Raw genomic sequence first — 13,462 nt, 5'->3', positions numbered from 1 at the left:
GGAAAGATGCACGATTTGGCGCCACGAAAAACTGGCCATGATGCCATGCCTTGGCAAAAGGAAAGCTGTTCCGGGAAATGATGGAAAGTCCAAATAGACGCGTCAGGTGCCGACTCGCCGGTGATTCATAGAAATCAAGGGATGAATTATGTTTTCACGCCCGACCGTCGATGGTCAGAGGCGGGCGAGGAGGTCGGGGGTGTAGAGGTCGCGGATGGAGCAGGCGCCGGCGACGGTGGAGAAGTACCGCTCGATGTCCCCCGGGTCCTCGGCGATGGCCCGCAGCATGGTCAGCCGCTCGGGCTGGACCTGGAGGCGGGCGACGATCAGCGTGGCCTCGTAGATCTCGGCCAGCTCCCGGTCCCGGTCCTCGCCGAAGGCGCGCAGCGCCTTGTCCAGCGCGGCGGCGTCGGCCAGGTCGGTGCCGGACACCCGCCCGGCCAGCAGTTCGGCCTGGGTCAGCGCGTCGCTGATGCCGCGGGCGGTGATCGAGTCCTTGTGGTGGCCGGCGTCGCCGACCAGCGCCCAGCCCGGGCCGGACGCCTCGCGGAAGAAGTTCTGCTGGTCGCCGGTGCCGTACATCCGCTCCACCCGGGTGCCGCCCTGCAGCCGCCGGTACATGTCCGGCGCGGTGTCGCGGATGTTGGCCAGGTAGGCCCCCTCCACGTCGGCGCGCACGGTCTCGAACTCCTCCTGCGGGAAGTAGGCGGCCACGCAGGTCGCGCCGTCGTTGGTCGGCGAGGCGCCCACCCAGCGCCCCGGCGCCTCGTACAGCTCGAAGACCGACGGCACCCCGGTCCAGTACGTGTAGTAGACGCAGGTCAGCCGGGGATCCTCGATCACGGTCCGCGCGCCGGCCAGCCGGGCGACGGTGGAGCGCATGCCGTCGGCGCCCACGGTCAGCGGGGCGCGCGCCTCGAACTCGGCGCCGCCCGCCGCCCGGTAGCGCACCCCGCACACCCGGTCGCCGTCCCGGAGCAGCCCGGTGACCGTGCAGTTCTCCCGCAACTCGGCACCCGACGCCGCGGCGGCCTCGGCCAGGATGCGGTCCAGCACGTGGCGGCGCGGCGCGTACGCCTCGGCGTGCCCGTCCACCGCCGCCGAGGAGCCGGTCAGGCGGACCCCGCCGACCTCGTACACCGTCTCGCGTAGCGGCGGGCAGCCGGTGGCGGCGATCGTGTCCAGCAGACCCCAGCGGGCGAGCCGGGCGACGCCGGGCTGGTGCAGGTAATGCGTGGACAGGGTGTCGCGGGGGAACCTCGCCCGCTCCAGCAGCAGCACCCGGTACCCGGCGCGGGCCAGGAGCATGGCGGTGGGCGCGCCCGCGCACCGCGCGCCGACCACGATCACGTCGTACATGTTCGACCTCCATAGCCTCGGCCCGCACACCGGCGGTGTGCGCCTCACGGTCGCAGCCCCGGCTCGAAGCTCGCTCGATCCGCGCTCCGTGCCACCGGATCGCAGGTCACGGACCCTCGGGGCCGGCCTGGGCGGCGACCCGAGCGCGATTCGAGCGGAGTTCTAGCCGCCGAACCGAGTCTCGGCACATGAGACGAACCGATCTCCACATCGCCGGCGCGGGCATGTACCTGCCGCCCACTCGCACCATCGAGGAGGCGATCGCGGCCGGAGACTGCGACGAGTCGGCGCACGCCGAGACCGGCGTCAGCGGCGTGCGGGTGGCGGGCTCGACGTCCGCGCCCGAGATGGCGGCGCTGGCCGGCGCCGAGGCGCTGCGCCGGTCCGGCCGCGCGCCGGACGAGATCGACGCGCTCTTCTACGCCAACACCTGGCACCAGGGGCCGGACGGCTGGTCACCGCAGTACTACGTGCTGCGCGAGGCGGTCGCCCGGGACGTGCCCGCGTTCGAGGTGCGGCAGGGCTGCAACGGCGTCTTCGCCGCGATGGACCTGGCGGACTGCTACCTGAAGGCGTCGCCGGAGCGCGACGCCGCGCTGGTCGCCGCGGCCGACAACTTCGGCACCCCGCTGGTGGACCGCTGGCGGTCGGCGCCGGGCAGCGCGCTCGGCGACGGCGCCACCGCGTTGGTGCTGTCCCGGCAGGGCGGGTTCGCCGAGGTGCTGTCCATCACGCTCGGTTCGGTGACCGACCTGGAGGAGGTCGACCGGTTCGGCGAGCCGCTGTTCCCGCCGGCCTGCACGGTCGGCACCACGATGGACCACCGCACCCGGTCGCGTCGCTACCTGGAGAGCTTCGAGACGCGGATGCCGCCGATCGTCACCCTCACCCCGGCGGCCACCATCAAGGCGGTGGAGCAGACGCTGGCCGAGGCCGGCGTGACGGCCGCCGACGTGGCGCGGGTGTGCCACGTCAACGTCTCGGAGGCCTACCTGCGCCGGTTCGTGTTCGCGCCGCTCGGCCTGGCGCCGGAGATCGGCACCTTCGCCTTCGGCCGGGGCAACGGGCACATGGCCGCCAACGACGTCTTCTCGTCCTTCGTGCACCTGGTGGAGACCGGTCAGGTACGCGCGGGCGACAACGTGCTGCTCTTCGGCACCGCCCCCGGCCAGTCCATCGCGGCGGCCCTGGTGCGGATCACCGCCGAGCCCGGCTGGGACGTCCCGGCCGCCGGCCGCTGACATCCCCCGGCCCGCCGAAGGAGGCGAGGACCCGTGCGCGTCCTGTTCGTGTCCACCTGGCCCACCCACTTCTATCCGATGGTGCCGCTGGCCTGGGCGCTGCGCTCCCGCGGCCACGAGGTCCGGGTCGTCGCGCCGCCCGCGCACGCCGACACCGTCGCCCGCTGCGGCCAGCTCGCCGTGCCGGTGGGCGACGACGTGGACATCACCGAGCTGTTCAAGCGGGACGTCCAGCCGCTGATCGGGAATCCCGACCCGGAGGTGCGCCGCCGCCGGACGATGGCCGCCATCGGCATCTTCGCCACCGTCGCCGAGGCGATGGCGCCCGGCGCGGTGGACTTCGCCACCTCCTGGTCGCCGGACCTGGTGGTGTACGAGCCGACGGCGTTCACCGGGCCGCTGGTCGCCGGGGTGCTCGGCGTGCGGGCGATCCGCCACCTGTGGGGCCCGGACGGCACCAACGCCGGTCCGGCCGGCGGCGGCCGCATCGAGGTGCCCGTGCTGCGCGCGCTGGCGGAGCGGTACGGGCTGGACGACCTGGACCAGATCGGCGACCACAGCGTCGACCCGTGCCCGCCGAGCATGCAGGCGCCGGTCGAGCTGTCGCGCATCCCGATGCGCTACGTGCCCTACAACGGGTCGGCGCCGGTGCCGCGCGACCTGCTGGCGCCGGCCGGGCGGACCCGGGTGTGCGTCACCTGGGGGGTGTCCACCGCCGCGCTCGCCGGTCCGGAGGCGTTCCTGGCGCCCCGGGTGGTCGGCGCGCTGGCCGGGCTGGACGCCGAGATCGTGGTGGCGGTCAACGCGGCCACCCGCCGGCTCATCGGCGAACCGGCCCCGAACGTGCGGGTGGTGGAGTCGGTGCCGCTGCACCTGCTGCTGCCCACCTGTTCGGCCCTGGTGCACCAGGGCGGCGGCGGGTCGATGCTCACCGCGGTCGCCGCCGGGGTGCCGCAGCTGGTCGTCCCGCAGCTGCCCGACCAGCGGTTCAGCGCCGCCCAGCTGGCCGGCACCGGCGCCGGGCGCACCCTGCCCGCCGAGCAGGCCGAGCCGGCGGCGATCCGCGCCGCGGTCACCGCGCTGCTGACCGCTCCAGAGCACCGGGACGCGGCGGCCCGGCTGGCCCGGGAGAACGCCGCCCGGCCCACCCCGCTGCAGGTGGCCCGGCGGCTGGAGGAGATCTCAAGCCTGCCTGTAGCCGGGCGTCGCAGCATGGCGATGCCCGCCCGATAAGCCCGACACGGAGGGAACGCAGATGAGCAGGACGTTGATCGTGGCCCGGCTGGACCCGGGGCCCGCGGAGGAGATCGCCGGCATCTTCGCCGAGTCCGACGCCACCGAGCTGCCGCACATGGTGGGGGTGACCCGCCGGACGCTGTTCCGCTTCCACGACCTGTACTTCCACCTGGTCGAGGCGGACGACGAGATCACCCCCAACCTGTACCGCGCGCGCAGCCACCCGCTCTACAAGGACATCAACGAGCGGCTCGCCAAGCACGTGCGCCCGTACGACCCCAACTGGAAGGAGCCGAAGGACGCCATGGCCACGCCCTTCTACGTGTGGGAGAAGGACCCGGCCCGCTCCTGACGGCGCCGTGCGGACTAAAAGGAGAGGAACCATGCCTGACAAGGTGGCCTGCTGCCCGGTCGCGGCGAGCGATGTGGCGCCCAACCGGCGCCGGGGCGGCGACATCCGCATCCTGCTCAGCCCGAAGACCGTCGGATCGACCTCCGGCTTCATGGGCGTGCTCACGCTGGAGCCCGGCGAGTACGTGAGCGAGCACTATCACCCGTATTCGGAGGAGTTCCTGTACGTCGAGCGGGGCTCGCTGGTGATGACGGTGGAGGGCGAGCCGGTGACGCTGTCGCCCGGCCAGTCCCTGATGGTGCCGAAGAACGTCCGGCACCGGCTGGTCAACGAGGGCGCGGAGACCGCGTTCGTCGTCTTCCACCTCGGCCCGCTGGCCCCGCGCCCGGAGCTCGGGCACGTGGACACCGAGCCGCTGCCGGCCGCCGGGGAGCCCATCGCCGCCGTCGGCGCCTCACCCGGGGGAGAGGGCGCCGCCTGATGGACACGCTGAGGGTCGTCATTACGGGTATCGGGGTCGTGGCGCCCGGCGGCATCGGCACCAAGGCCTTCTGGGAGCTGCTCACCAGCGGCAAGACCGCCACCCGCGCGATCTCGCTGTTCGACGCGACCGGGTTCCGGTCCCGGGTGGCCGCCGAGTGCGACTTCGACCCCGCCAAGGAGGGACTCACCCCGCAGGAGATCCGGCGGATGGACCGGGCCGCGCAGTTCGCGGTGGTCTGCACCCGGGACGCGCTCGCCGACAGCGGGCTCACCCCGGCCGAGCTGCCCGCGCACCGCACCGGCGTGAGCATCGGCAGCGCGGTCGGCTGCACGATGGGCCTGGAGGAGGAGTACGTCGTGCTGAGCGACGGCGGGCGCAAGTGGCTCGTCGACTCCACCTACGGCGTGCCGCACCTGTACGGCTACATGGTGCCGAGCACGCTCGCCGTCGAGGCGGCCTGGGCGTGCGGCGCCGAGGGCCCGGTGGCGCTGATCTCCACCGGCTGCACCTCGGGTCTGGACGCGGTGGGACACGGTGCCCAGCTCATCCACGAGGGCTCGGCGGACGTGGTGATCGCCGGCGCCACCGACGCGCCGATCTCGCCGATCACCTCGGCCTGCTTCGACGCGATCCGGGCCACCACGCCGCGCAACGAGGACCCCGAGCACGCCTCCCGGCCGTTCGACCGGGACCGCAAGGGGTTCGTGCTGGGCGAGGGCTCGGCGGTGTTCGTGCTGGAGGAGCTCGGCCGCGCGAAGGCGCGCGGCGCGCACATCTACGCGGAGATCACCGGCTTCGCCACCCGGAGCAACGCCTTCCACATGACCGGCCTGAAGCCGGACGGCCGGGAGATGGCCGAGGCCATCCGGGTCGCGATGGACAAGGCGCGGATCCGGCCGGAGGACATCGACTACATCAACGCGCACGGGTCGGGCACCAAGCAGAACGACCGGCACGAGACCGCGGCGTTCAAGGCCAGCCTGGGGCACCGCGCCTACGAGGTGCCGGTCAGCTCGATCAAGTCGATGGTCGGGCACTCGCTCGGCGCCATCGGCTCGATCGAGATCGCCGCCTCGGTGCTGTCCATCGAGCGGGGCGTCGTCCCGCCGACGGCCAACCTGGACACCCCCGACCCCGAGTGCGACCTGGACTACGTCCCGCACACCGCCCGGGAGCACCGGGTGCGCACGGCGCTGACGGTCGGCAGCGGCTTCGGCGGGTTCCAGACCGCGATGCTGCTGTCCAGCCTGGACGTCCGGGACGCGGCATGACCGCGGTCATCACCGGGGTGGGCGTGGTGGCCCCCACCGGGATCGGAGTGGAGGAGCACTGGACCGCGGTCGTCAACGGCGACACCGCGATCCGGCCGATCAGCCGGTTCGACGCCTCCGGTTACCCGGTGCGGCACGCCGGCGAGATCCGGGAGTTCGACGCGGCCGAGCGGGTGCCGAGCCTGCTCGTGCCGCAGACCGACCACTGGACGCACCTGGGGTTCCAGGCCGCGGAGATGGCGCTGGCCGACGCCGGGGTCGACCCGGCCGAGCTGCCGGAGTACGAGATGGCGGTGGTCACCGCCGCCTCGTCCGGCGGCACCGAGTTCGGGCAGAAGGAGATCCAGAAGCTCTGGTCGAAGGGGTCCAGGGCGGTCGGCGCCTACCAGTCGATCGCGTGGTTCTACGCGGCGAGCACCGGCCAGATCTCCATCCGGCACGGTATGCGGGGCCCGTGCGGGGTGATCGCCAACGAGCAGGCCGGCGGCCTGGACGTGCTGGCGCAGGCCCGGCGGATGCTGCGCAACGGCGCGAAGGTGGTGGTCAGCGGCGGCACCGACGCCTCGCTGTGCCCCTACGGCCTGACCGCGCAGCTCAGCAGCGGGTTGCTCAGCCGCGACCCGGACCCGGCGCGCGCGTTCCGGCCGTTCACCCCGGGTGCGGCCGGCTACCTGCCGGGCGAGGGCGGCGGCAAGCTGATCATTGAGGACGCCGCGCACGCGGCGGCCCGCGGGGTGCGCGCACCGTACGGCGAGGTGGCCGGCTACGCGGCGACCTTCGACCCGCCGCCGAGGTCGGGCCGGCCGCCGACGCTGCGCCGCGCCATCGACGGCGCGCTCGCCGACGCCGCGATCACCGCGGCCGAGGTGGACGTGGTGTTCGCCGACGCCATGGGCGAGGCGGGGGCCGACCTGCGGGAGGCCGCGGCGATCAGCGCGGTGTTCGGGCCGTACGGGGTGCCGGTGGCGGCGCCCAAGGTGCTCACCGGCCGGCTGTACGCCGGCGGCGCGCCGCTGGACGTGATCACCGCGCTGATGTGCATGCGCGACGGGATCGTCCCGGCGGTGCCCGGCGGCTGGGAGCTGGACCCCGAGCAGCACATCGACCTGGTCCAGGGGGAGCCGCGGCGGATGCCGGTGCGCACCGTCCTGGTCCTGGCCCGCGGTTACGGCGGGTTCAACGCGGCGCTGGTGCTCCGCGCCCCGTGACGCGGAGGCGACGACCCAACGAGGAGGAGACGATGGCCGACCTCGGCCTGGACGAACTGAAGAAGATCATGCGGACCTGCGGCGTCGCCGAGTCGGTCGACCTGGACGGCGAGATCCTCGACGTCCCGTTCGAGCAGCTGGGCTACGACTCGCTCGCCGTCCTGGAGATCCAGGGCCAGATCGAGCAGGAGTTCGCGGTCGCGATGTCCGACGACGCGCTGGAGCACACCAAGACGCCCCGCCAGATGCTCGACTTCGCCAACGACCTGATCACCACGGGAGCCTGACCATGGCCGCGCACACCGAGAACGAGATCACCATCTCGGCCCCCCTCGAGGTGGTGTGGGAGCTGACCAACGACGTCGCGAACTGGCCGAACCTGTTCAGCGAGTACGCCGCGGCCGACATCATCAGCCGGGACGGCGACACCGTCCGGTTCCGGCTGACGATGCACCCGGACGAGGCGGGCAACGCCTGGAGCTGGGTGTCGGAGCGCACCGCCGACCGGGCGACCCGCACGGTGCGCGCGCACCGGGTGGAGACCGGCTGGTTCGAGTACATGAACATCTTCTGGAGCTACCAGGAGACCGGCGAGGGCACCCTCATGCGCTGGGTCCAGGACTTCCACATGAAGCCGGAGGCGCCGCTGGACGACGACGCGATGGCCGCGCGCATCAACGGCAACAGCAAGGTGCAGCTCGAACTGATCAAGGAGCGGGTCGAGAAGGCCGCGGCGGAACTTTCGGAGGCACGATGAGCACGTCACTGGCCGGTAAGAACGCGCTGGTCACCGGCGGCACCCGCGGCATCGGCCGGGCCATCTCGCTGGCCCTGGCCGCCGCGGGCGCCAACGTCGTCACCAACTACCGCGGCGACGTCGAGGCGGCCGAGAACCTGGCGGTGGAGCTCAAGGAGACCGGCGGCACCCACCACGTGCTGAAGGCCGACATCACCCGGGCCGAGGCCGTCACCGAGCTGGTCGAAACCTGCCGGGAGCGGCTCGGCTCGCTGGACGTCGTGGTGCACAACGCCGGCCTCATCTCGCACGTGCCGTTCGGCAAGCTGACCGACGACGCGTGGTCCCAGGTGGTGGACAGCAACCTGACCGCGGCCTACCGGGTCACTCAGCAGGCGCTGCCGCTGCTCGGCGAGCAGGCGTCGGTGATCTACGTCGGCTCCAAGGTGGCCACCGTGGGCGTGCCGCTGCGCGCCCACTACACCGCGGCCAAGGCCGGCCTGGTCGGGCTGGCCCGGTCGCTGGCCAAGGAGCTCGGCCCCAAGGGGGTCCGGGTGAACATCGTGGCCCCCGGGATCATCGACACCAGCGACCCCGACCGGCTGCCGCCGCAGGAGTACGAGGCCATGCAGGGCCGGCTCGCCGACTACAAGAAGCGCATCCCGCTCGGCCGGCTCGGCCGGGCCGAGGACATCGCGCGCGCCGTGCTGTTCCTGGCCGGCCCGGACGCGGCGTTCATCACCGGCGAGACCCTCAACGTCGACGGAGGCATGTGACATGTCCGAAGGGACCTTCCGGGTGATGCTCCGGATGCAGATCATCCCGGGCAAGGAGGCCGACTTCGAGCGCACCTGGCTCGGCATCGGCGACGTGATCACCGAGCACCCGGCGAACCGGGGGCAGTGGCTGATGCGCGGCGCCGAGGAGGAGAGCGTCTACTACATCATCAGCGACTGGGTGGACGAGCCGCGGTTCCGCGAGTTCGAGACCAGCGCCGAGCACCTGGAGCACCGCACCAAGCTGCACCCCTACCGCTCGGGCGGCTCGATGACGACGATGACCGTGGTGGCCCACCTGGCCGGGTCCGCCGTCGGGGCGGCACGGTGAGCGGCGCCCGCGGCGGCACGGCGCCCGGCGGCGCGGCGGTCGCCCCGGCGATCGACCCGTCCCACCGCGTCCGCGTCGTGGTGTGGTACCGGGCGCCGTCCGGTGACGACGCGGCGGTGCTGAACGCCTACCACGGCATCAGCCGGGCGATGGCCGGCACCCCCGGGCTGCTCGGCAACGAGCTGCTGCGCTCGGTCCCGGACCGGGCGGCCTTCGCCGTGATGAGCGAGTGGGAGAACTTCGAGGTCTTCGATCGCTGGGAGCGCGGCCCCGACCACCAGGGCACCACCGCGCCCCTGGTCCCCTACCTGGACCGCGCGCCGGACCGGCACTTCGAGCTGTACGAGGTCACGGCGGCCTACTGAACCGACCGGCATCCATCTGGAGCGACTATGAGCCTGGCCATCGAAGGACAAGTGACGGACGCGGACTGGCTGATCTGCTCGGGATGCCGTTCCCTGGTGTACCGCAGGCGGTTCGCCGACGATCTGCACGTCTGCCCCTCCTGCGGTCACCACGACCGGCTCTCGGCCCCGCAGCGGCTGGCCCTGCTGCTGGACGAGGGCTCGGCCGTCCTGCTCGACCCGGTTCCGGCGGTGTTCGACCCGCTGGAGTTCACCGACTCCCGGCCCTACCCGGACCGGCTGCGCGAGGCGCACGAGACCACCGGCCTGTCGGAGGCGGTGGTGTGCGCGCGCGGCACCGTCCGGGGCCGGCCGGTGGTCGCGGCCGTCATGGACTTCCGCTTCCTCGGCGGCAGCCTCGGCTCGGCCACCGGCGAGCTGATCGTGCGGGCGGCCGAGACCGCGCTGGCCGAACGCGTCCCGCTGCTGCTGGTCACCGCCTCCGGCGGCGCCCGCATGCAGGAGGGCCTGTTCTCGCTGATGCAGATGGCCAAGACCAGCCAGGCGATGGCCGAGCTGGACGAGGCCGGCATCCTCACCATCACGCTGGTCACCGACCCGACCTACGGCGGGGTCGCGGCGTCGTTCACCACGCTGCCGGACATCATGATCGCCGAGCCGGGGGCGCGGCTGGGCTTCGCCGGCCGCCGGGTGATCGAGCAGACGATCGGGCAGACGCTGCCGGCCGACTTCCAGACGGCGGAGTTCCTGCTCGCCCACGGCCTGATCGACATGATCCAGCCGCGGCGGCAGCTCCGGGACACCCTGGCGCGCCTGCTGTCGCTGGGCGGCCCGCGCGAGCCGGCACCGGCCGCGGTGGTAGGCGCCATCGTCACCGACCCGGCGCTGCTGCGCCCGCGCGAGGCGTGGACGGCGGTGCGGCTGGCCCGCGAGCTCGGCCGGCCCACCACGCTGGACTACGCCGGCTACCTGCTGGACGGGTTCGTCGAGCTGCACGGCGACCGGATGTCGGCCGACTGCCCGGCGATCGTGGGCGGCGTCGGCCGGCTGGACGGCCTGCCGATCATGCTCATCGGCCACCAGAAGGGCCACGGCACGCACGAGCTGATCGCCCGCAACTTCGGCCGGGCCACCCCCGAGGGACACCGCAAGGTCGCCCGGTTGATGCGCACCGCGGCCAAGCTCGGCCTGCCGATCGTCACCTTCATCGACACCCAGGGCGCCGAGCCCGGGCTGCGCGCCGAAGAGAACGGCCAGGCGGTCGCCATCGCCGAGAACCTGCGGCTGATGTCCGGCCTGCCGGTGCCGGTGGTGGCCGTGGTGACCGGCGAGGGCGGCAGCGGCGGCGCGCTGGCGCTGGGCGTCGCCGACCGGGTGCTCGCCTGCGAGAACGCGGTCTACTCCATCATCAGCCCGGAGGGGTGCGCGGCGATCCTGTGGCGCGACGCCGCGGAGGCGCCGCGTGCCGCCGCGGCGCTGCGGGTCGACGCCCGCGAGCTGCTCCGGCTCGGACTCATCGACGGCGTGGTGCCCGAGCCCGATGGCGGGGCCCACACCGATCCGGCGCGTGCCGCCGCGCACCTGCGCGCGGCGATCACGTCCGCCCTCGCCGAGCTGGTGCCGGTGGACGGCGCGCAGCTCGTCCGCGACCGCCGGGCGAAGTTCCGCCGCCACGGCGCGCAGGCCTGTCCCTGAGCTGGAGGTTGCATTGTTCTCGTCTATCCTGATCGCCAACCGCGGCGAGATCGCGCTGCGGGTGGCCCGCACCTGCCACGAACTGGGCATCCGGACGATCGTCGCGCACTCCACCGCCGACCGCGACTCGGCGGCCGTCCGGTTCGCCGACGAGGCCATCCAGATCGGCCCGGCACCGGCCAAGGACAGCTATCTGAACATCCCCGCGCTGGTCGAGGCGGCCCTCGCCACCGGTGCGGAGGCCGTGCACCCGGGCTACGGGTTCCTGTCGGAGGACCGCTACTTCGCCGAGGTGTGCGAGGCGGCCGGGCTGGTCTTCATCGGCCCGCCCGCCGAGGTGATCGGCCGGCTGGGGGACAAGGCCCAGGCTCGGACGATCATGTCCGAGGTGGGGCTGCCGGTGCTGCCGGGCAGCCCGGAGACGCTGGACTCCGCGGCCGAGGCCAAGGCGCTCGCCGACTCCATCGGCTACCCCGTGATCATCAAGGCGGCGGCCGGCGGCGGCGGGCGCGGCATGGGCATCGCCCGGCACGGCGGCGAGTTCATGCGGGTGTACGGGGAGACCCGCGCGCACGCGCAGGCCACCTTCGGCGACGGCCGGGTGTACATCGAGCGATTCTGCGAGACCGCCCGGCACGTGGAGATCCAGATCCTCTGCGACCGGTACGGAAACGCCGTCCACCTGGGGGAGCGCGACTGCTCGGTGCAGCGCCGCCACCAGAAGCTGGTGGAGGAGACCCCCGCGCCGGGCCTGCCGGCCGAGCTGACCGCCGAGATGGGTGCGGCCGCGGTGCGCGGCGCGCTGGCCACCGGCTACGTCGGCGCCGGCACGTTCGAGTTCATCGTGGACCAGGACGGCGCCTTCCACTTCATGGAGATCAACTGCCGGCTCCAGGTGGAGCACCCGGTGACCGAGATGGTGACCGGGATCGACCTGGTGCGCGAGCAGATCGCGGTGGCGGCCGGCCGGCCGCTGTCGTTCACCCAGCGGGACGTGGTGCGCACCGGCGCCGCGGTCGAGTGCCGGATCAACACCGAGGACCCGGCCCGCAACTTCGCGCCCGCGCCGGGCACGCTGACCGAATTCATGGTCCCCGGCGGCCCGTTCACCCGGGTGGACACGCACGGCCGGCCGGGCTGGCAGGTCGGCCCGCACTATGACTCGCTGCTGGCCAAGGTGATCGCCTGGGGACCGGACCGTGAGCAGGCGCTGGCCCGGATGGACCGCTGCCTGGCCGAGATGCGCGTCGAGGGCCCGCGCGTGCACACCAACACCGCGTTCCTGCGCGAGGTGCTGGCGCACCCGCTGTTCCAGGACGGCAAGCACACCACCTCGCTGGTCGACCAGATGCTCACCGACGGCGCTCCGCCGGAGTCGCCGCACCACCACGACAAGGAGTGATCATGCTCGGACCGCTACGCGGAGTCCTGCGGACGGCCGCGGGACTCGCGGTGATTCTCAGCCTGACCCTGCCGGTGCCCGCCGATGCGGCGGGTGCCGGCGGTGGCGCCCCGGCCGCGGCCTCGCGACCGGGGCCGCCCCCTGTGCTGGACCTTCCGGTCTCGGCGCAGGGGTTCGCCGTTCCCGGCCCCAATCCCCGGCCCAGCGGCCCGGTGACGTTCCGGGTGAGCACCACCGAGGCCGAGTGCATGTTGCTCGCGCTGTTCCGCGTCAAGCCTGGCGCCACGTTCGAGGAGATGAAGAAGGCATTCGACGACGTCGAGTCCAAGGATCCGGCGATCTACCTGCAGGGGCTGCGCGACCAATACCGGACCACGACCTTCGCCGGAGGAGCCCAGGTGTACCCGGGCCGGCCGGTGACGCTGACCGTGTCGCTGGAGCCGGGCACCTACTACATGGTCGCCGCCTCGTCGACCGGAGGCGTGGGCGTGCAGACGCTGGAGGTGTCGGCGGAGCGCGGGACGGCGGTCCTGCCGCGCTACGACGCGGTCATCCGGTTCGTCCAGGCCGGAGACCGGGCCCGGCTGGTGCTGCCGCGCCGGCTGCCGGCCGGCGGCACGTTCCTGATCCGCAACGACTCGGCGCTGCCGCAGGAGGCCATCTTCGCGCCCACCGTTCCGGGGACGACGTACCGCACGGTACAGAACTACTTCGACGCGCTGCGGGCAGGTGCGACGTTGCCTCCGAACCCGCTGCACCAGAACGCGGCCGGCCTGCTGGCCATCGACCCCGGACGCTTCGCGGTGTTCCACGCGGACTTCACCCCGTGGCGGTACAGCCTGCTGTCCTTCCTCGCCGAGCCGGAGCACGGCGAGCAGCAGGCCTACCTCGGTCTCCATCGTGAATTCGATTTTACGGCTGACTGATATTCAGGTTTCGGTCTGATGGCCGGAACCGGGCCCTCGCTCCGGCCTCGGAAAACGCGACAGGCGGCTTCCCGGGATCC

At 72.9% G+C, this 13,462-nt stretch carries 15 protein-coding genes; 14 read left to right on the top strand and 1 reads right to left on the bottom strand.

The window, feature by feature from the left end; all coding sequences use genetic code 11:
* Window positions 1-174: 174 nt before the first annotated feature.
* Complete coding sequence (locus tag Sru01_RS29770; RefSeq protein WP_203992533.1) at window positions 175-1,359, bottom strand: NAD(P)/FAD-dependent oxidoreductase; 1,185 nt, start codon at window positions 1,357-1,359, stop codon at window positions 175-177.
* Between the two features lie 188 nt (window positions 1,360-1,547).
* Here Sru01_RS29770 and Sru01_RS29765 point away from each other — a divergent pair, with 188 nt between their 5' ends.
* Genes Sru01_RS29765 through Sru01_RS29700 form a run of 14 tightly spaced genes read left to right on the top strand, consistent with a single transcriptional unit; the run spans window position 1,548 to window position 13,382 of the window.
* A complete protein-coding gene (locus Sru01_RS29765; protein WP_203992530.1) occupies window positions 1,548-2,600 on the top strand; it encodes a ketoacyl-ACP synthase III family protein in 1,053 nt (350 codons plus the stop codon).
* A 33-nt stretch (window positions 2,601-2,633) separates the two neighbouring features.
* Complete coding sequence (locus Sru01_RS29760) at window positions 2,634-3,833, top strand: nucleotide disphospho-sugar-binding domain-containing protein (protein WP_203992528.1); 1,200 nt, start codon at window positions 2,634-2,636, stop codon at window positions 3,831-3,833.
* A 22-nt stretch (window positions 3,834-3,855) separates the two neighbouring features.
* Complete coding sequence (locus Sru01_RS29755; protein WP_203992526.1) at window positions 3,856-4,188, top strand: TcmI family type II polyketide cyclase; 333 nt, start codon at window positions 3,856-3,858, stop codon at window positions 4,186-4,188.
* Window positions 4,189-4,219: 31 nt separating this feature from the next.
* Window positions 4,220-4,669, top strand: coding sequence for a cupin domain-containing protein (locus Sru01_RS29750; RefSeq protein WP_203992524.1), 450 nt, complete (start codon window positions 4,220-4,222; stop codon window positions 4,667-4,669).
* A complete protein-coding gene (locus Sru01_RS29745; protein WP_203992522.1) occupies window positions 4,669-5,943 on the top strand; it encodes a beta-ketoacyl-[acyl-carrier-protein] synthase family protein in 1,275 nt (424 codons plus the stop codon). The genes Sru01_RS29750 and Sru01_RS29745 overlap by 1 nt, the downstream gene beginning before the upstream one ends.
* The gene (locus Sru01_RS29740; RefSeq protein ID WP_203992520.1) at window positions 5,940-7,151 is read left to right on the top strand and encodes a ketosynthase chain-length factor; all 1,212 of its coding nucleotides are present in this window, start codon (window positions 5,940-5,942) and stop codon (window positions 7,149-7,151) included. The genes Sru01_RS29745 and Sru01_RS29740 overlap by 4 nt, the downstream gene beginning before the upstream one ends.
* 32 nt (window positions 7,152-7,183) lie before the next feature.
* Window positions 7,184-7,438 (top strand): acyl carrier protein, encoded by a 255-nt coding sequence (locus Sru01_RS29735; protein WP_203992517.1) that lies wholly within the window; start codon window positions 7,184-7,186, stop codon window positions 7,436-7,438.
* Between the two features lie 2 nt (window positions 7,439-7,440).
* Window positions 7,441-7,908, top strand: coding sequence for an SRPBCC family protein (locus Sru01_RS29730; protein WP_203992514.1), 468 nt, complete (start codon window positions 7,441-7,443; stop codon window positions 7,906-7,908).
* Window positions 7,905-8,663 (top strand): SDR family NAD(P)-dependent oxidoreductase, encoded by a 759-nt coding sequence (locus tag Sru01_RS29725; RefSeq protein WP_203992512.1) that lies wholly within the window; start codon window positions 7,905-7,907, stop codon window positions 8,661-8,663. The genes Sru01_RS29730 and Sru01_RS29725 overlap by 4 nt, the downstream gene beginning before the upstream one ends.
* Before the next feature lies 1 nt (window position 8,664).
* Window positions 8,665-8,994, top strand: coding sequence for an antibiotic biosynthesis monooxygenase family protein (locus tag Sru01_RS29720; RefSeq protein ID WP_203992510.1), 330 nt, complete (start codon window positions 8,665-8,667; stop codon window positions 8,992-8,994).
* Complete coding sequence (locus Sru01_RS29715; RefSeq protein WP_239137850.1) at window positions 8,991-9,359, top strand: antibiotic biosynthesis monooxygenase family protein; 369 nt, start codon at window positions 8,991-8,993, stop codon at window positions 9,357-9,359. Before Sru01_RS29720 ends, Sru01_RS29715 begins: the two co-directional genes overlap by 4 nt.
* Window positions 9,360-9,386: 27 nt before the next feature.
* Window positions 9,387-11,054, top strand: coding sequence for an acetyl-CoA carboxylase, carboxyltransferase subunit beta (gene accD, locus Sru01_RS29710; RefSeq protein ID WP_203992508.1), 1,668 nt, complete (start codon window positions 9,387-9,389; stop codon window positions 11,052-11,054).
* 13 nt (window positions 11,055-11,067) lie between these two features.
* A complete protein-coding gene (locus Sru01_RS29705; RefSeq protein ID WP_203992506.1) occupies window positions 11,068-12,456 on the top strand; it encodes an acetyl-CoA carboxylase biotin carboxylase subunit in 1,389 nt (462 codons plus the stop codon).
* A 2-nt stretch (window positions 12,457-12,458) separates the two neighbouring features.
* Window positions 12,459-13,382 carry a hypothetical protein gene (locus tag Sru01_RS29700; RefSeq protein ID WP_203992504.1) on the top strand — a complete coding sequence of 308 codons (924 nt, stop codon included), beginning with the start codon at window positions 12,459-12,461 and terminating at the stop codon, window positions 13,380-13,382.
* The last annotated feature ends 80 nt before the right edge of the window (window positions 13,383-13,462 follow it).

This window comes from Sphaerisporangium rufum (genome assembly GCF_016863395.1).
Taxonomy (GTDB): domain Bacteria; phylum Actinomycetota; class Actinomycetes; order Streptosporangiales; family Streptosporangiaceae; genus Sphaerisporangium; species Sphaerisporangium rufum.
This window is presented reverse-complemented; position numbering and strand designations above follow the sequence as displayed.

Coding starts and splice junctions, on each gene's coding strand:
- accD (WP_203992508.1), top strand. CDS start 9,387: ATGAGCCTGGCCATCGAAGGACAAGTGACGGACGCGGACTGGCTGATC.
- Sru01_RS29725 (WP_203992512.1), top strand. CDS start 7,905: ATGAGCACGTCACTGGCCGGTAAGAACGCGCTGGTCACCGGCGGCACC.
- Sru01_RS29700 (WP_203992504.1), top strand. CDS start 12,459: ATGCTCGGACCGCTACGCGGAGTCCTGCGGACGGCCGCGGGACTCGCG.
- Sru01_RS29770 (WP_203992533.1), bottom strand. CDS start 1,359: ATGTACGACGTGATCGTGGTCGGCGCGCGGTGCGCGGGCGCGCCCACC.
- Sru01_RS29720 (WP_203992510.1), top strand. CDS start 8,665: ATGTCCGAAGGGACCTTCCGGGTGATGCTCCGGATGCAGATCATCCCG.
- Sru01_RS29735 (WP_203992517.1), top strand. CDS start 7,184: ATGGCCGACCTCGGCCTGGACGAACTGAAGAAGATCATGCGGACCTGC.
- Sru01_RS29750 (WP_203992524.1), top strand. CDS start 4,220: ATGCCTGACAAGGTGGCCTGCTGCCCGGTCGCGGCGAGCGATGTGGCG.
- Sru01_RS29765 (WP_203992530.1), top strand. CDS start 1,548: ATGAGACGAACCGATCTCCACATCGCCGGCGCGGGCATGTACCTGCCG.
- Sru01_RS29730 (WP_203992514.1), top strand. CDS start 7,441: ATGGCCGCGCACACCGAGAACGAGATCACCATCTCGGCCCCCCTCGAG.
- Sru01_RS29755 (WP_203992526.1), top strand. CDS start 3,856: ATGAGCAGGACGTTGATCGTGGCCCGGCTGGACCCGGGGCCCGCGGAG.
- Sru01_RS29745 (WP_203992522.1), top strand. CDS start 4,669: ATGGACACGCTGAGGGTCGTCATTACGGGTATCGGGGTCGTGGCGCCC.
- Sru01_RS29740 (WP_203992520.1), top strand. CDS start 5,940: ATGACCGCGGTCATCACCGGGGTGGGCGTGGTGGCCCCCACCGGGATC.